Annotated in this window: 14 protein-coding genes and 3 pseudogenes; 5 read left to right on the forward strand and 12 right to left on the reverse strand. The window is 57.6% G+C overall.

Annotated elements, in window-relative coordinates; genetic code table 11:
• Window positions 1–41: 41 nt before the first annotated feature.
• The 6 genes and pseudogenes from nqrF to ACEPAJ_RS14285 all read right to left on the reverse strand — a co-directional run bounded on the left by nqrF (window position 42) and on the right by ACEPAJ_RS14285 (window position 5,894).
• Window positions 42–1,268: an NADH:ubiquinone reductase (Na(+)-transporting) subunit F gene (nqrF, locus tag ACEPAJ_RS14260; RefSeq protein WP_425915558.1), complete on the reverse strand. Its 1,227-nt coding sequence runs from the start codon at window positions 1,266–1,268 to the stop codon at window positions 42–44.
• 15 nt (window positions 1,269–1,283) lie between these two features.
• Complete coding sequence (gene nqrE, locus ACEPAJ_RS14265) at window positions 1,284–1,892, reverse strand: NADH:ubiquinone reductase (Na(+)-transporting) subunit E (RefSeq protein WP_090238197.1); 609 nt, start codon at window positions 1,890–1,892, stop codon at window positions 1,284–1,286.
• Window positions 1,892–2,560 carry an NADH:ubiquinone reductase (Na(+)-transporting) subunit D gene (locus tag ACEPAJ_RS14270; protein WP_274089555.1) on the reverse strand — a complete coding sequence of 223 codons (669 nt, stop codon included), beginning with the start codon at window positions 2,558–2,560 and terminating at the stop codon, window positions 1,892–1,894. The genes nqrE and ACEPAJ_RS14270 overlap by 1 nt, the downstream gene beginning before the upstream one ends.
• A 2-nt stretch (window positions 2,561–2,562) precedes the next feature.
• On the reverse strand, window positions 2,563–3,351 hold the full coding sequence (locus ACEPAJ_RS14275) for a Na(+)-translocating NADH-quinone reductase subunit C (protein ID WP_425915561.1): 789 nt from the start codon (window positions 3,349–3,351) through the stop codon (window positions 2,563–2,565).
• A pseudogene (locus ACEPAJ_RS14280) lies at window positions 3,344–4,554 on the reverse strand (NADH:ubiquinone reductase (Na(+)-transporting) subunit B). The gene ACEPAJ_RS14275 and the pseudogene ACEPAJ_RS14280 overlap by 8 nt, the downstream one beginning before the upstream one ends.
• A 3-nt stretch (window positions 4,555–4,557) precedes the next feature.
• Window positions 4,558–5,894 (reverse strand): annotated as a pseudogene (locus tag ACEPAJ_RS14285) (Na(+)-translocating NADH-quinone reductase subunit A).
• 270 nt (window positions 5,895–6,164) lie between these two features.
• On the opposite strand from ACEPAJ_RS14285, the gene ACEPAJ_RS14290 reads away from it, so the two are divergent.
• A complete protein-coding gene (locus ACEPAJ_RS14290) occupies window positions 6,165–6,725 on the forward strand; it encodes a chalcone isomerase family protein (protein WP_425915563.1) in 561 nt (186 codons plus the stop codon).
• 120 nt (window positions 6,726–6,845) lie between these two features.
• Here ACEPAJ_RS14290 and ACEPAJ_RS14295 read toward each other — a convergent pair whose 3' ends face one another.
• Window positions 6,846–8,312, reverse strand: a complete 1,467-nt coding sequence (locus ACEPAJ_RS14295; RefSeq protein WP_425915565.1) for a glyceraldehyde-3-phosphate dehydrogenase — start codon at window positions 8,310–8,312, stop codon at window positions 6,846–6,848.
• A 131-nt stretch (window positions 8,313–8,443) separates the two neighbouring features.
• Here ACEPAJ_RS14295 and mfd point away from each other — a divergent pair, with 131 nt between their 5' ends.
• Together mfd and ACEPAJ_RS14305 are read left to right on the forward strand one after the other, a co-directional pair.
• The gene (gene mfd / locus ACEPAJ_RS14300) at window positions 8,444–11,890 is read left to right on the forward strand and encodes a transcription-repair coupling factor (RefSeq protein ID WP_425915567.1); all 3,447 of its coding nucleotides are present in this window, start codon (window positions 8,444–8,446) and stop codon (window positions 11,888–11,890) included.
• A gap of 11 nt (window positions 11,891–11,901) precedes the next feature.
• Entirely contained in the window at window positions 11,902–12,441 is a 540-nt protein-coding gene (locus ACEPAJ_RS14305; protein WP_425915568.1) for a CsiV family protein, read from the forward strand.
• A 59-nt stretch (window positions 12,442–12,500) separates the two neighbouring features.
• Here the strand turns inward: ACEPAJ_RS14305 and ACEPAJ_RS14310 are convergent.
• The 4 genes and pseudogenes from ACEPAJ_RS14310 to ACEPAJ_RS14325 form a co-directional block, all read right to left on the reverse strand.
• Window positions 12,501–13,237, reverse strand: a pseudogene (locus tag ACEPAJ_RS14310) (S-methyl-5'-thioinosine phosphorylase).
• Between the two features lie 10 nt (window positions 13,238–13,247).
• Window positions 13,248–14,246 (reverse strand): beta-N-acetylhexosaminidase, encoded by a 999-nt coding sequence (gene nagZ, locus ACEPAJ_RS14315; protein ID WP_425915570.1) that lies wholly within the window; start codon window positions 14,244–14,246, stop codon window positions 13,248–13,250.
• A gap of 21 nt (window positions 14,247–14,267) precedes the next feature.
• Window positions 14,268–14,792, reverse strand: a complete 525-nt coding sequence (locus ACEPAJ_RS14320) for a L,D-transpeptidase family protein (RefSeq protein WP_425915572.1) — start codon at window positions 14,790–14,792, stop codon at window positions 14,268–14,270.
• 47 nt (window positions 14,793–14,839) lie between these two features.
• Window positions 14,840–15,547 carry a TetR/AcrR family transcriptional regulator gene (locus ACEPAJ_RS14325; RefSeq protein WP_274088667.1) on the reverse strand — a complete coding sequence of 236 codons (708 nt, stop codon included), beginning with the start codon at window positions 15,545–15,547 and terminating at the stop codon, window positions 14,840–14,842.
• A gap of 270 nt (window positions 15,548–15,817) precedes the next feature.
• Here ACEPAJ_RS14325 and lexA point away from each other — a divergent pair, with 270 nt between their 5' ends.
• The gene (lexA, locus tag ACEPAJ_RS14330; protein ID WP_425915574.1) at window positions 15,818–16,429 is read left to right on the forward strand and encodes a transcriptional repressor LexA; all 612 of its coding nucleotides are present in this window, start codon (window positions 15,818–15,820) and stop codon (window positions 16,427–16,429) included.
• 74 nt (window positions 16,430–16,503) lie between these two features.
• Window positions 16,504–16,980: an SOS-induced cell division inhibitor SulA gene (sulA, locus tag ACEPAJ_RS14335; protein WP_274088622.1), complete on the forward strand. Its 477-nt coding sequence runs from the start codon at window positions 16,504–16,506 to the stop codon at window positions 16,978–16,980.
• Window positions 16,981–17,091: 111 nt separating this feature from the next.
• On the opposite strand, the gene ACEPAJ_RS14340 is transcribed toward sulA, so the two are convergent.
• Window positions 17,092–17,325 (reverse strand): hypothetical protein, encoded by a 234-nt coding sequence (locus tag ACEPAJ_RS14340; protein WP_090238248.1) that lies wholly within the window; start codon window positions 17,323–17,325, stop codon window positions 17,092–17,094.
• Window positions 17,326–17,373 lie beyond the last annotated feature (48 nt).

Genomic DNA, 17,373 nt, shown 5'->3' on the forward strand with positions numbered 1-17,373 from the left:
GCTGGCTGCAATAACGGGCCGAAGTACCGCATAAACCATGATTAGCCGCCGAAGTCGTCGAGCAGGATGTTCTCCTCCTCCACACCCAAATCGACCAGCATCTTGATCACTGCTGCGTTCATCATGGGCGGACCGCACATGTAGAACTCGCACTCTTCAGGAGCGGGGTGATCCTTCAGGTAGTTTTCATAGAGCACGTTATGGATAAACCCCTTGAGGCCTGTCCAATTGTCTTCCGGTTGCGGGTCAGACAGTGCCAGATGCCACTTGAAGTTCGGGTTCTCGGCCTGCAGCTGATCGTACTCTTCGTTGTAGAACGCCTCACGCATGGAGCGTGCGCCGTACCAGAAGCTGATCTTGCGGGTGGACTTCAAACGCTTGAGCTGGTCAAAGATGTGCGAACGCATTGGTGCCATGCCCGCACCACCACCGATAAACACCATCTCTGCATCGGTATCCTTGGCGAAGAACTCGCCAAATGGACCGTACACGGTAACCTTGTCGCCCGGCTTAAGGCTGAACACCCACGAACTCATCTTGCCTGGTGGCAGATCGTCCTTGCCGGGTGGCGGCGAAGCAATACGAATATTGAACTTCACCAAGCCCACTTCTTCCGGGTAGTTAGCCATGGAGTAAGCACGGATCACGGTCTCTTCGACTTTGGACACGTACTTCCACTGGTTGAACTTGTCCCAGTCACCACGATACTCAGGCTGAATATCGAAGTCTTTGTAATGCACTTCGTGCGGCGGGCACTCAAGCTGAACATAACCGCCGGCGCGGAAGTCAACGCTCTCGCCTTCCGGCAGTTTCAACGTCAACTCTTTGATGAAGGTCGCCACGTTAGGGTTGGACTCAACGGTGCATTCCCACTTCTTCACGCCGAAGACTTCTTCCGGCACTTCGATCTTCATATCCTGCTTGACCGGAGTCTGGCAGGACAAGCGCCAGCCAGCCTTGGCTTCGCGACGGGTGAAGGCAGCCTCTTCGGTCGGCAGCATTTCACCGCCGCCGTGCTCAACCACGCACTTGCACTGGGCGCAGGTACCGCCGCCGCCGCAAGCCGAAGACAAGAAGATATTGTTGGCCGCCAGGGTTTGCAGCAACTTGCCACCCGCGGGCACCACAATAGTTTTTTCGCCGTTGATCTCGATGCTCACGTCACCGCTGGAAACCAGCTTGGCGCGCGCTGCGAGAATGATCAGCACCAACGCCAGCACAATGCCGGTGAACATGCCGATAGCGATGAAAATCTCTAAATTGATCATCTATTCATCCCTTCCTTACAACTGCACGCCGGAGAAGGACATGAAGCCCAGCGACATCAGACCGATGGTAATAAAGGTGATGCCCAGCCCCTGCAAGCCTGCCGGTACGTCGCTGTACTTGAGCTTCTCGCGAATCCCCGCCAGCGCGGCAATCGCCAAGGCCCACGACAGACCGGAACCGAAGCCATATACAGTACTTTCCGCCAGGTTGTAGTCGCGCTCGACCATAAACAGGGTGCCGCCCATGATGGCGCAGTTCACCGTGATCAGTGGCAGGAACACGCCAAGGGCGTTGTACAGGCTCGGTACGTACTTATCCAAGAGCATTTCGAGGATCTGTACGATGGCCGCGATCACCCCGATGTAGCTGAGCAAGCCCAGGAAGCTCAGGTCCACTTCTGGCAAACCGGCCCAGGCCAGCGCGCCATCTTTCAGCAGGTAGGTGTAGATCAGGTTGTTCGCCGGCACGGTGATGACCTGCACCACGATAACCGCGATACCCAGGCCAATCGCCGTCTCGACTTTCTTCGAGATGGCGATAAAGGTGCACATGCCGAGGAAGAAGGCCAATGCCATGTTCTCAACGAACACCGCCTTGGCCAGCAAGCTGAGGTAATGCTCCATTAGTAAGCCTCCTTATTCGACACTTGCGAGGCCATCTTGAAGCTTGGCTTCTCCAGCTGGTCTTTTTTCCAGCTGCGGATCGCCCAGATGAACAGACCAATCAGGAAGAACGCCGAAGGCGGCAGCAACAGCATGCCGTTAGGCTGGTACCAGCCACCGTCGTTGATCACCGGGATGATCTCGTAACCCATCAGCTTGCCTGCACCGAACAGCTCACGAATGATGCCCAGTGCGACGAGGAATGCACTGTAACCCAGGCCGTTACCAATACCGTCAAAGAACGACAGCACCGGCGGATTCTGCATGGCAAAGGCTTCAGCACGGCCCATCACGATGCAGTTGGTGATGATCAGTCCGACGAACACCGACAACTGCTTGGACAGGCTAAAGGCATACGCCTTAAGCACCTGATCCACCACGATCACCAGAGAAGCGATGATCACCATCTGCACGATCATGCGGATCGAGCTGGGGATCTGGCTGCGGATCATCGAGATAAACAGGTTGGAAAACCCGGTTACCAGGGTCAGCGCGATGGACATCACCAGCGCGGTTTTCAGGTTCGAGGTCACTGCCAGAGCAGAGCAAATACCCAGAATCTGCAAACCAATCGGGTTGTTGTTGAAGATGGGGTTGAGCAGGACTTCTTTAATAGTCGGCTGCGACATGATTAAGCCTCCCCTGCGCGCAGGTTAGCGATAAACGGACCAAAACCGTTCTGACCCAGCCAGAAATTCAGCAGGTTATCGACGCCTTTGCTGGTCAGTGTGGCCCCAGCCAATGCATCAACCTGATGGACAGCGTTGGGGCTCTGCGGATCGACACCACCCTTGACCACGGCAACTGACAGCTTGCCGTTTTCATCAAACAGGGTTTTGCCCAGCCACTGCGCTTTCCATTTCGGATTATCGACCTCACCACCCAAGCCCGGAGTCTCGGCATGCTGGTAAAAGCCCATGCCCGCAACCGTATTCAGATCGCCCTTGATGGCGATAAAGCCATACAGGGTGGACCACAAGCCATAGCCGCGTACCGGCATGATCAAGGTATCCATCTGACCGTCTTTCTCCACCACATAAACCGTGGTGTAACGCTCAAGACGCTTGATCGAGGCAATATCGTCATCACCGCTAAGCACGCTCGACAGCTTCGGATCTTTTGCAGCCTTCAACGGATCGAAGGTCATCGGGTCCTTGGCATCGGAGAACGTGCCCGTTTGCAGATCAACCAGCTTGGCGGTAATGGTGCCGTTGAACATGTCTTTAACTTGCGCGGCAGACATATTCGGCTCGCCCAGCCCGGCAATAGCCAGAATGCTGCGCTGCTTGTCCAGCTGACGGTTTTCAACCTGAGTCGGCTTCAACGCAATGGCCGCGCCGGCCACAAACACCGAGCACACCAGGCACACCAACAGGGCCACCACCAAGGTGCGGACGGTGGATTCTTTTTGACTAGACATTGCGTGCCAGCCTCCGCTTGATATTGGCTTGAACGACGAAGTGGTCGATCAGCGGTGCGAACAGGTTGGCGAACAGGATCGCCAGCATCATGCCTTCCGGGAACGCCGGGTTGACCACACGGATCAACACCACCATCACACCGATCAGCGCACCGAAAATCCACTTGCCCGTGTTGGTCATGGACGAGGACACCGGGTCGGTGGCCATAAAGAACATACCAAAGGCAAAACCGCCCACCACCAAGTGCCAATACCACGGCATGGCGAACATCGGATTAGTGTCAGAGCCCAACATATTCAACAGCAGGCTGAAACCGATCATGCCCAGCATCACGCCCGACACGATGCGCCACGCCGCAATCTTGGTAATCAGCAACACACCGCCGCCGATCAGGATCGCCAGGGTGCTGGTCTCACCAATTGAACCCTGGATGGTGCCAACAAACGCGCTGGACCAGGTAATACCGTTACCGATGATGTTTTCCACACCACCGGCAGCGGCCAGGCTCAACGAGGTTGCGCCGGCAAAACCATCAACGGCCGTCCACACCGCATCACCGGACATCTGCGCCGGGTAGGCGAAGAACAGGAAAGCACGACCGGCCAACGCTGGGTTGAGGAAGTTCTTACCGGTACCGCCAAACACCTCCTTGCCGATTACCACGCCGAAGCTGATACCCAGCGCCACCTGCCACAGCGGGATGCTGGGCGGCAGAATCAGGGCAAACAGCACCGAGGTCACGAAGAAACCTTCGTTAACTTCGTGCTTGCGGATCGAGGCAAAGAGTACTTCCCAGAAGCCGCCGACGATAAAGGCTGTCGCATACACCGGCAGGAAGTACGCAGCGCCCTGGATGAAGTTATCCCACAGGCTGCTTGGGTCAAACCCGGCCAGTGAGCCGATCAAGGCGAAGCGCCAGCCTTCCTGAGCAGCCAGCAGTTCAGGGCTGTTAGCAAAGATCAGGTTGGCCTGGTAACCGGTGTTCCACATGCCGAAAAACATCATCGGGAAGGTACACAACCACACGGTGATCATCATGCGTTTGAGGTCAATGCCGTCACGCACGTGAGCAGTGGTCTTGGTTACGCTACCGGGCGGTAAAAGAACGTGTCGATGGCCTCATAGAGGGCATACCAGTTCTCGTATTTGCCGCCTTTTTCAAAGTTGTGCTCGATTTTATCGAGGAATGCACGGATACCCATGACTTAACCCTCCTTCTCAATGCGCGCGAGGTTGTCGCGCAGGATCGGGCCGTATTCGTACTTGCCAGCACACACATAGGTGCACAGCGCCAGGTCTTCTTCGTCGAGTTCCAGGCAGCCCAATTTCTGCGCCATCTCGGTATCACCAACGATCAGGTAGCGCAGCAGTTGCGTTGGCAGGATATCCAGCGGCATCACGGCTTCGTAGTTACCTACCGGCACCATGGCGCGCGGGCTGCCATTGGTGGAGGTGGAGAAGGCAAACTTCTTCGCCGCCATTAACTTGGAAACGAAGATATTCATCACCGAATGCTTGTTTACCCCAGCACGCAGGTAATGCATCAGCTCACGTTCGTTGCCCTCAGTCAGGCAAGACACCTGCAAGTGGTAACGGCCGAGGAAAGCAAAAGCGCCCTGCGCAGTACGGCCACCCAACACCGAGCCAGAAACAACTCGATTGGAGCCCGGCTGCAGTTCACCGGCGGTCAGCTCGCTGAGGTTTGCGCCCAAACGGGTGCGCACCAGACGCGGCTGCTCGACCACAGGACCGGCCAGCGCCACAACGCGCTCGGTCCACAGTTGGCCTGTGGTGAACAGTTTGCCGATGGCAATCACGTCCTGATAGTTGATCGACCAAACGCTCTTGGTGGCATTGACCGGATCAAGGAAGTGGATATGCGTACCCGGCAAGCCTGCCGGATGCGGACCAGCAAAGGCTTCAGTCTGCACCTTGCTCAGCTGCTCACCGGGCAGCGATGCGCCTCAGCTTTACAGAGGAACACCTTGGCCAGATTGCTCAACACCTGCAGACCATTTTCAAAGTCGGCGGCGTACTCGGCAATCACCACGGTCGGATCGGCTGCAAGCGGCTGAGTGTCCATCGCGGTGACGAAAATCGAGCTAGGCTGCGCATCTGCTGCCGGCACCTTGCTGAACGGGCGCGCGCGCAGTGCAGTCCACAGGCCCGATTGCAGCAGGACCTCACGCACTTTTGCGCCGCCGACAGTCGCCAGCTGGTTCACTGCTACCTGATCAAAGGTAACCTGCTCATCGCCTTCAACGTCGATCACCACCGACTGCAGCACACGCTTTTCACCACGGTGAATCGCGCTGATTACGCCTGCGGCCGGAGCGGTGAACTGCACGCCTGGGGACTTTTTGTCCGAGAACAGCACCTGACCAAGCTTGACCCGATCACCGACCTGAACCTCCATCGAAGGCTTCATACCGTGATAATCGAAGCCTATGACAGCGACGCTACGCACGGGCCTTGCAGCCTCAATGCGCTGCGCCGGCACGCCTGCTATGGGCAAATCAAGCCCATGTTTTATTTTGATCATAGGTTTGTCTAACCACTGATTTATATGCTTTTCAGAATACGGGCGACACCAACGCATAAAGATGCGGCGCAGTACCAAAACAAATCAGGCACTGGGCAGGATGTCGGTCGCGGGAAAAAATCTGGCTGATTATAAAGCGCACGCTCCACCACTGGCCACCCAAGCGCTTGCTTTTATCCGGTTAAACGTAACAGAAGGCAACAGATCGCGACTTGACTGTAAGCGCTGGGCGCGAGACATAGCACTCACGCGACCAACTGGAGCCCTGTCATGCGCTTATTTCTGCTACTTACCACCCTACTGCTTATAAGCGGCGAGCTATTGGCCAATGATCGCGAACGCCTGCAAGAAGCAGGCTTCGCCACCAGTCACGAACTGGGGCAGAACAACCTAGAGCGCAAGAACCAAAGCGTGCTGACGTACCTCTGGGTCGATGTGTATGCCGCTGCCTTTTATGCCCCCGCCCGGGCTAGCGCGCGCCAGGCAGTCGCTACACCACTCACGCAGCGCCTGGAGCTTTACTACTTCCGCGAGATCGATAGGCAGGACGTGATCAAGGCGGCCTGGGTTGCCTTAGAACGCCAGCAAGATGCCGCCACCCTAGAACGCCTGCGCCCAGGAATAGACGCCCTGCACGCAACCTTTCGCAACATCAACCCCGGGGACCGCTACGCCCTGAACTTCAACCCGGACAGCGGACTGAGCTTAGAACTGAATGGCAAGACCACCTTCACCAGCCAAAATCCAGAACTGGCCAAGGCTTACCTGGGGATCTGGTTAGCACCCAACGGGCTGTCGGATAAATTGCGCACCCGTCTTTTAGCCGAGTAATTGCAGACAATAAAAAAGACCAGCCATCATTTTTATCGGCGCACAACGACGGGCTGCGGCAAGGATGGCAAGCCATAAAAAACGGGAGCCGAAGCTCCCGTTTTCATTGCAACCTGACGCTTAGCGTGGGAAAGCAGGCGGGTTAACCCCAGCCATGTCTTCCATCACGCGGATCACCTGGCAGCTGTAGCCGAACTCGTTGTCGTACCAGACGTACAGGATCACGCGGTTTTCGTTGCAGATAGTGGCTTCAGCGTCGACCACACCGGCATGGCGCGAGCCTACGAAGTCCGTCGATACCACTTCCTGCGACTGCACGAAGTCGATCTGCTTCTGCAGGTCGGAGTGCATGGCCATCTGGCGCAGGTACTCGTTGACCTCATCACGACTGGTGGCTTTCTCAAGGTTGAGGTTGAGAATGGCCATCGACACGTTAGGCGTCGGCACGCGAATGGCGTTACCGGTCAGCTTGCCCTTCAACACAGGCAATGCTTTGGCCGCTGCAGTGGCTGCACCGGTTTCGCTGATCACCATGTTCAACGGCGCCGAACGACCACGGCGATCACCCTTGTGGAAGTTGTCGATCAGGTTCTGGTCGTTGGTGTACGAGTGCACCGTTTCAACGTGACCATTAGCAATGCCGTACTGATCATTGATCGCCTTGAGCACAGGCACAATGGCGTTGGTGGTGCAGGATGCAGCCGAGATGATCTGGTCATCTGCGGTGATCTCGGCATGGTTAACGCCGTGCACAATGTTCTTCAGCGCGCCTTTGCCAGGTGCAGTCAGCACTACGCGGTCAATGCCCGGACAGGCCAGGTGCTGGCCCAAGCCCTCAGCGTCACGCCATACACCGGTGTTATCCACCAGCAGTGCGTTCTTGATGCCGTATTGGGTGTAGTCGACTTCTTTCGGGTCTTTGGCGTAAATCACCTGAATCAGGTTGCCATTGGCGGTGATGGTATTGCTGGCCTCATCGATAGTGATGGTGCCGTCGAACGAACCATGTACCGAATCGCGACGCAGCAGGCTGGCGCGCTTGGACAGGTCATTGGTCGCACCCTTGCGCACAACAATGGCGCGCAGACGCAGGCCATCACCACCGCCGGTTTTCTCGATCAGGATGCGCGCCAACAGGCGGCCAATACGACCAAAACCATACAGCACTACATCGGTGCCCTCGCGGGCTTCGCCGTTCTGCTTGCCAGCCACTTCAACCAGCTCGTCTTTGACGAACTGCTCGATGCTACGGCCCTGACCGTCAGCCTTAAACTTGCTGACCATCTTGCCCAGGTCCACCGAGGCGGCGCCCAGTTTCAGCTCGCTCATGACCTTGAGAATTGGGAAGGTCTCGTGCACCGACAATTCGCTGCCGTCAACCAGACGGTGACGCGCGAAGCGGTGGGCTTTGAGAATGTCGATAACCGAACGGTTGATCAAACCACGGCCGTAGATCGAGGTGACCACGTTGTTGTTACGGTAGAGTTGGCCAATCATCGGAATCATCGCTTCCGCAAGGGCTTCTCGATCGATCCACTCACCGAGACACTGGTCGGGCTTCTGAGTCACGGGCAGTACCTTCCACATGTAGGGGCTAAAAAAAGGGGCTACATTATGACGGTGCACGCTAGCATGAGCAATGCACGACTGTCTTAACTGACACCGCAGGTAAACGCCCGTTACAATCGACGACCTTGTGATTTGACCGTGAGCTGCCTGTGCCGACTGCGTCCGTACTTCGCCTACCGTCCCTGCCGGCCACTGCTGGCAAACAACACTGGGGCAACCTGCCCGGTGCCGCGCTGAGCTTGGCAATTGCCGAAGCCGCCAGCAATGCCAAACGTTTCACTCTGTTGCTGACTGCCGACAGCCAGAGCGCTGAACGCCTGCAGGAGGAGCTGAGTTTCTTCACGCCGGATTTGCCGGTGTTGCATTTCCCCGATTGGGAAACCCTGCCCTACGACCTGTTTTCGCCGCATCAGGACATCATTTCCCAGCGCATTGCCGCACTTTATCGCCTGCCTGAGCTGAAACATGGCGTATTGGTAGTCCCAATCACCACAGCCCTACACCGCCTGGCACCCAAGCGTTTTCTGCTTGGCAGCAGCCTGGTTATGCAGGTGGGCCAACAGCTCGACGTCAATCAGATGCGTGGCAACCTGGAAGCCGCCGGCTACCGCTGCGTTGACACGGTGTATGAACATGGCGAGTTCGCCGTGCGCGGCGCACTGATCGACCTGTTCCCGATGGGTAGCAGCCAGCCGTATCGCATCGACTTGTTCGATGACGAGATCGAAACACTGCGCACCTTCGACCCAGAAACCCAGCGTTCCATCGACAAAGTCGACTCGATCAAACTACTGCCGGCCCGCGAATTCCCGCTGGAAAAGAAAGCCGTTACTGATTTCCGCGGGCGCTTTCGCGAACGTTTCGACGTGGACTTCCGCCGCTGCCCGATTTACCAGGACCTCAGCACGGGCATCACGCCAGCAGGGATTGAGTACTACCTGCCGCTGTTCTTTGAAGAAACCGCCACCCTCTTCGACTACCTGCCCGCCGACACCCAGGTATTTTCCCTGCCGGGCATCGAGAAAGCCGCTGAGCAATTTTGGGTAGACGCACGCAGCCGCTACGAAGATCGCCGGGTTGACCCGGAACGCCCACTGCTGCCACCCGCCGATATTTTTCTGCCGGTAGAAGACTGTTTCGCCCGCCTGAAAAACTGGCCGCGCGTGGTAGTCAGCCAGGACGACATCGAAGAAGGCGTCGGCCGCCTGCGATTTAACGCCAAGCCCCTGCCCGACTTGGCCATCCAGGCCAAAGCCGGCGAGCCGCTGGCGGCACTGCGGCGTTTCCTTGAGGAATACCCTGGCCGCGTGCTGTTCTGCGCGGAATCCGCCGGCCGCCGCGAAGTGCTTCTGGAGTTGCTCGCCCGCCTCAAGCTCAAACCTAAGGAGTTCGACAGCTGGCCGGCCTTCACCGCCAGCAAGCAACGCTTGGGCATCTGCATCGCCCCACTGGATGACGGCCTGCTGCTCGAAGACCTCGCCCTGGTGGCGGAAAGCCCGCTGTTCGGCCAACGCGTCATGCAGCGTCGGCGCCGCGAGAAATCCCGTGACGGTGGCGACAATGCCATCAAGAACCTCACCGAGCTGCGTGAAGGCGCGCCAGTGGTGCACATCGACCATGGTGTGGGGCGCTACCTGGGCCTGGTGACCATGGAGTTCGACGGCCAGGCCGCTGAATTCCTCGCGCTGATGTATGCCGAAGAAGCCAAATTGTATGTACCGGTCGCCAGCCTGCACCTGATCGCCCGTTACACCGGCAGCGATGATGCCCTCGCGCCGCTGCACCGGCTTGGCTCGGAAATCTGGCAGAAAGCCAAACGCAAGGCTGCCGAACAGGTGCGCGATGTCGCCGCCGAACTGCTCGACGTCTATGCACGGCGCGCCGCTCGTGAGGGCTATGCCTTTGCCGACCCAAAGGCCGACTACAGCACCTTCAGCGCCGGCTTCCCCTTTGAGGAAACCCCGGACCAGCAAGCTGCCATTGAGGCGGTGTACAGCGACATGCTCTCCGCCAAACCGATGGACCGCCTGGTGTGTGGCGATGTTGGCTTCGGCAAAACCGAAGTGGCCATGCGCGCCGCTTTTATCGCCGTGCATGGCGGCAAGCAGGTAGCAGTACTGGTGCCCACTACCCTGCTCGCCCAACAGCACTACAACAGTTTCCGCGACCGCTTCGCCGATTGGCCGGTAAAGGTCGAGGTGATGAGTCGCTTCAAGAGCGCCAAGGAAGTCAACGAGGCCATGCAACAACTGGCCGAAGGCAAGGTGGATATCGTCATCGGCACCCACAAGCTGCTGCAGGACGACGTTAAATTCAACAACCTGGGCCTGGTGATCATCGACGAAGAACACCGCTTCGGTGTGCGCCAGAAAGAACAACTAAAGACCCTGCGCAGCGAAGTCGACATCCTCACCCTGACCGCCACGCCAATTCCGCGCACCCTGAACATGGCCGTTGCCGGCATGCGCGATTTGTCGATCATCGCCACGCCACCGGCGCGGCGTTTGTCAGTACGCACTTTCGTCATGGAACAGAACAACCCGACGATCAAGGAAGCGTTATTGCGCGAACTGCTACGCGGCGGCCAGGTGTATTACCTGCACAACGATGTGAAAACCATCGAGAAATGCGCCACCGACCTCGCCGAACTGGTGCCGGAAGCACGCATCGGTATCGGCCACGGGCAGATGCGTGAGCGCGAGTTGGAACAGGTGATGGGCGATTTCTATCACAAGCGTTTCAACGTACTGACCGCCTCGACCATTATCGAAACCGGTATCGATGTACCGAGCGCTAACACCATCATCATCGAACGCGCCGACAAGTTCGGCCTGGCGCAACTGCACCAACTGCGTGGCCGTGTCGGCCGCAGCCACCACCAAGCGTACGCCTACCTGCTGACGCCGCCGCGCAAGCAAATGACCGACGATGCGCAAAAGCGCCTCGAAGCCATCTCCAACGCCCAAGACTTGGGGGCCGGCTTTTTGCTCGCCACCCACGACCTGGAAATCCGCGGCGCCGGCGAACTGCTCGGCGACGGCCAGAGCGGGCAAATTCAGGCGGTGGGCTTCACCCTCTATATGGAAATGCTCGAGCGCGCGGTTAAATCGATCCGCAAGGGCGAACAACCCAATCTCGACCAACCTCTAGGTGGCGGCCCGGAGATCAATCTGCGCGTGCCGGCACTGATCCCCGACGATTACCTGCCAGACGTGCACGCACGCCTGATCATGTACAAACGCATCGCCAACGCCAGCGACGAGGAAGGCCTGAAAGACCTACAAGTGGAAATGATCGACCGCTTCGGCCTGCTCCCTGAGCCAAGCAAGAATCTGGTGCGCATCACCCTGCTGAAACTGCAGGCAGAAAAACTCGGGATCAAAAAAGTCGACGCAGGCCCGCAAGGTGGCCGCATCGAGTTTGCCGCCGACACCTGCGTCGACCCACTGACCCTAATCAAGCTAATCCAAGGCGCACCCAACCGTTACAAATTCGAAGGTGCAACGCTGTTTAAATTCCAGGTGCCCATGGAGCGCCCGGAAGAACGATTCAACACCTTGGAAGCGCTGTTCGAGCGCCTGACCCCTTCTACTTAAAGGACCGACCCATGCGCGCCCTCCGCACCCTCGCTCTGCTGCCGCTTATTCTGCTATGCATGCTCAGCAGCACAAGCGCCTTAGCCGAAAACCTGTACCAGGTTGAAGTGATCGTATTTCGCCAAGCAGGCGAAGCGATTTCTGCCGGCCAGCTGCCGCCCGACAACTGGGCACAAAACGCGCTGCCGGTGGATGGCAGCAACAGCCGCGACACCGCACTGAATGCCGAAGCCAGCAAGCTAAACCCCGCCAATGGCTATCAAGTCTTACTGCACCAAGCCTGGTCAATGAGCCTGGGCGACTCAAGCAGCCATGTAGCCATCAGCACCGGCAACGAGCAGTTCGGCCACTACCCCGTCGAAGGCACCCTCGAGCTTAAGGCCGGTCGCCTGATTGAACTGCAGAGCGACATATGGATAAACCAGCTCGATGCCAACGGCAGCCTTAGCGACAGCGAACGCATCAAACAAAGCAGCCGCCTGAAAAGCGCTGAACTGACCTTTGTCGATAACGGCAGCACAGGCCTGCTGATTCGTGTCAGCCCGCTGTAAAACCCCAACATAAAAAAGGGCCGCATCGCGCGACCCTTTCTACCTGCATCAACACGGACTCAACTGCTTAGCACGCGCGCCAATACAGCCTTAACCGTATCCATGCCTTCGTCCAGCGCACGCTCAATTTCCGCCATGGTGATCAGGGCGCGTGACTTGCCAGCAGCCGGGTTCACCACCAGCGCCAAGCAGGCATAGGGCAACGCCAGCTCACGCGCCAATACGGCTTCTGGCATCCCGGTCATACCGACAATATCGCAGCCATCACGCTCCATCCGTGCGATTTCAGCCACCGTTTCCAGGCGCGGCCCCTGAGTACAGCCGTAAACACCATGGCTGCTAAATGCGCAGTGCTCGGCGGTCAGCGCATTGCTCAGCTTGCTGCGTAGCCCTGCATCGTAGGGATGGCTGAAATCAACGTGGGTAACATGCTCCAGCTCACCCTCAAAATAGGTGTGCTCACGGCCGTAGCTGTAATCGATGATTTGATGTGGTAAGCAGAAGTGTCCGGTCCCCATGGCCGTATGAATCCCCCCACTGCATTCACTGCAATCACCGCCTTGGCACCCGCCTCACGTAACGCCCAGAGGTTGGCGCGGTAATTCACCTGATGCGGCGGGATACGGTGTGGGTGCCCATGACGCGCCAGGAACAACACCTCACGCCCAGCATAATCGCCCCTCAGCACCGCAGCAGAAGGCGCGCCATAAGGCGTATCAATGTGCAGCGCGGCCTTAATGGTCAAACCGTCCAACTTGGTCAGGCCGGTGCCACCGATAATCGCGTAAACCGTCATCCATTCGTCCTCAGTCGATTAATTGCGCATCACGCAAACTGCCAAGCGCAGCAAGCCAACGCGGATCCTGCCGATATTCAACACCTGGGAAAGCCCTGCGACGCATGCGCGCAAGCCCCGTGGGCGGTAGAACATTGAGCCGCTGCAAGGCAGCTAAAGCCAGCTCGGCTGCTGCCCGGTCATTGCACACCAAACCCATGTCACACCCCGCCGACAGCGCCGCCTCGATACGGCACGCCGCGTCACCCACTACATGGGCGCCGGCCATGGAAAGATCGTCACTGAAGATCACGCCCTCAAAACCTAACTCACCGCGCAGAATGTCCTGCAACCAGCGCCGCGAGAAGCCGGCCGGGCTGTCATCCACCTGCGGATAGATGACATGAGCGGGCATTACCGCTGCCAGCTGCTGACTTAATTGACGAAACGGCAGCAGGTCCTTGGCTCGAATGTCATCCAGGCTGCGCTCATCGACCGGAATAGCCACGTGAGAATCCGCCTCAGCCCAACCATGCCCAGGGAAATGCTTGCCGCAAGCAGCCATACCGGCAGCATTCATGCCGCGGATAAACGCGCCGGCAAGCTGTGTTGCGCGCTGCGCATCACCTTCAAAAGCACGACTGCCAACCACCGCACTGCGCTGATGATCGAGATCCAGCACCGGCGCAAAACTCAGGTCCAAGCCAGCAGCCAGCACTTCAGTGGCCATCACCCAGCCACACTGCTCAGCCAAGTGCTCGGCATTATCTTTATCGGCCAGCGCACGCATGGCCGGCAAGCGCACAAACCCCTGACGCAGACGCTGCACGCGGCCGCCTTCTTGATCGACCGCCAACAACAAATCAGGTCGCACAGCGCGAATAGCCGCAGACAGTTCGCGCACCTGACGCGGATCTTCGATGTTGCGCGCGAACAGAATCAACCCTGCTACCTGCGGCTGGCGCAGGAGCTGTCGATCCTCAGCCGTCAGCCAGGTGCCGGCGATATCCAGCATTAATGAACCGTGCATGGGTGAACTCACAAGTCATCCTTAAATAAGAGGCGCGGTCGCCCAATCGGGGCAAGCCGCCTCGTCAATCTGAACCGCACAGCCGGCCGGCACCCGCGCAAACAGCGTCAGCAAATCACTGTTACGCATGCGCACACAGCCATGGGACAACGCTACACCCATGGGCTCGCTGTCCGGCGTACCGTGTATGTAGATATAGCGGCGAAAAGTATCGACAGCGCCCAACCGATTGCGCCCAGGCTCACAGCCGCTGAGCCAGAAAATGCGCGTGAGAATCCAGTCACGACCGGCGAATTGAACATGTAACTCAGGCGACCAGACCTCGCCCGTCCAGCGGCGCCCGCGCAACACGGCACCACTGGGCAAGCCAGCACCAATCTTCGCCCGTACCCGGTGCAAGCCGCGAGGCGTACAGCCGGAACCATTGCGCTCACCTGCGCCATTGAGCGCGGTGGAAACACTCAGGCGCAGGTGCAGCTGCCCATTGGCAAAGCCATACAGGCACTGATCGGCGAGGGAAATATGCAGAAAATCGAGAGCTACCATGGGCGGCTAGCTTAGCGGATAGCATCCACCAAGCCCACCCGCCGAGGTCAAACTTTGCTGGGGACCGCGGGAGTCTTGGTGCGCGGTTTAAGCTGGGCGCTGGCCAGTGCCTCATCGGTCAAGCCGGTTTCCGAACGCATGCCGGCAGCCAGAAATGGCACCATCAAGCGCATGACCTGCTCAATCGAGGTATTAACCCCAAAATCAGTTTCCGACATGGCCCGCAAGGCTTTGATCCCGGACATGCTGAACGCTGCCGCGCCAAGCATAAAGTGCACGCGCCAAAACAGTTCCAATGGCGGAATGCGCGGAGCGGCTTCATGCACCAGCTGCATATAACGACGGAAGACCTTGCCATACACCTCTTCCAGATACTTACGCAGATGCCCCTGACTTTGACTAAACGCCAAACCAAGCAAACGCATAAATATTGAAAGATCGTTACCACTGCGCGGCTTGACGGCCAGCGCCTGCTCGACCAACAGCTCAAGCAGCTCTTCTAGACTGACCTTGGCATCGGGCTTAGCCTGACGACGATCCAGCTCGCGCTCCAGGCTTGCGCAGAAAGGCCCAAGGAAGCGTGAAAAAACCGCCTGAATCAGGGCTTTCTTCGAGCCGAAGTGATAGTTCACCGCGGCCAAGTTCACCCCAGCCTTACTGGTGATCAAACGCAGAGACGTTTCTGCGAAACCCTTCTCCGCAAAAAGCTGCTCTGCCGCATCGAGAATGCGTTCAACGGTTTCCGACTGCGCCATGACTTTTTCATCTGAACAAACACTTGTTTGAAACATACGTTTCACCTACCCGCCTTGTCAAGCGGGGCCGACCATCTTGTGGCCGACTGGTCACACATCGCCCAGCAACCCCGAATCCCGACCCTGGCTAGCCACCCTGTAACACCTGAATAGTAGCGCCACGCGAGTGACGATATAGGGATGAATAAAGTACAGATCAGAACGTAAGGATTGCCAACCTGCAATCACTGTATATAATCCCAGTCACTGTACAAAAAGACAGAGTCGATCATGCTTAAACTGACGCCGCGCCAAGCTGAAATTCTCGCCTTCATCAAGCAATGTCTTGAAGACAACGGCTACCCGCCCACCCGCGCAGAAATTGCCTTAAAACTGGGTTTCAAATCACCCAACGCAGCGGAAGAACACCTCAAGGCGCTTGCCCGCAAAGGCGCCATCGAAATGACCCCCGGGGCTTCGCGGGGCATTCGCATCCCAGGCTTTGAACCCAATGCTGAGGAAGAGCCAGGCTTGCCGGTAATCGGCCGTGTAGCCGCCGGCGCACCCATCCTCGCGCAGCAACACATTGAAGAATCGTGCCGCATTAACCCAGAATTTTTCCATCCCAAAGCCGATTATCTGCTGCGCGTACGCGGCATGAGCATGAAGGATATCGGCATCCTCGATGGTGACCTACTGGCCGTACACACGACCCGTGAAGTGCGTAATGGCCAGGTAGTCGTGGCACGCCTCGATGATGAAGTTACGGTCAAACGCTTCAAGCGTGAAGGCAACAAAGTCTGGCTGATTGCCGAAAACCCGGAGTTCGAGCCAATCGAAGTGGATCTGGCAGAACAGGATCTGATTATTGAAGGCCTGAGCGTCGGCGTTATCCGCCGGTGAAGCGACAAGTGAGGCCTTTCTAACGCAGTACCGACAATGCAGGCAATTTGCTAACACCTGCGAGTGGAGGATCTATGCAGTTCCCACAATCACTGAACCGTACACAACTACCGCTGTTCGATGCTTTTCTAGCCTCAACCACGCCACCCTTGTTTGCCGAGAGCGGCGAACTGCCTTGGCAGGATGATGAGGGCGAAGCATTCAGTGAACTGTCGTTGCGCGGCGCAGCAGGACACTGCCTAAATTTACTCGCACCGGTATTGCGCCAACTCAGCGAGAACCATGACGAACGCTGGTTGACCCTGATCGCCCCACCATCAAGCTTGACCCAAGCGTGGCTACGTGAGGCAGGCCTTAACCGCGAACGCATCCTGCTGCTCCACCCACGCGGAGAGCAAAGTCCATTAGAGCTGGCCCAACAGGCCTTGAAGCTAGGCCGGAGCCATACCGTCGTCAGTTGGCTTCACCCTCTTGAGCGCCAGGCACGCCAACGCCTTGTTCAGGCGGCCCACCAAGGTAAGGCACAGAGCCTAAATATCAGCCTGGGATGATCGACCAGTGCAACGCACAAGGAATGTGCATGTTTAGCCACTAGGTCCTTGCTAAAAGGGCCACCTGCAACTGACAGAGCACGCTAAGTCAGCGCTGAAAAAGCCCTACTTTCAATGCAGTACCCGCGGCCCTTCTTCATGCTGAAAGTTATTTTCAGCTAAGCGCCCAGCCATTTGCACACCAACATTGAGCATGGCTTTGGCCACTTCAACATGCTGCCCCTGCAGAAACGCTTTGGCGTCGGCAGAAAAATCCAGCACGACCAACGATTCTTCATCCTCTGCACGGCGCAGCGCAATGCGTCCGTCAGGCAGTTCGACAATTTCCAGGAAGGATGTAGGCATTGGGTTAGCTCTCCACGAAAGACCGGCATTGTAACAGCCGACCTGAGC

Origin of the sequence: Pseudomonas sp. GWSMS-1 (genome assembly GCF_049847425.1) — a bacterium.
Lineage (GTDB): Bacteria > Pseudomonadota > Gammaproteobacteria > Pseudomonadales > Pseudomonadaceae > Aquipseudomonas.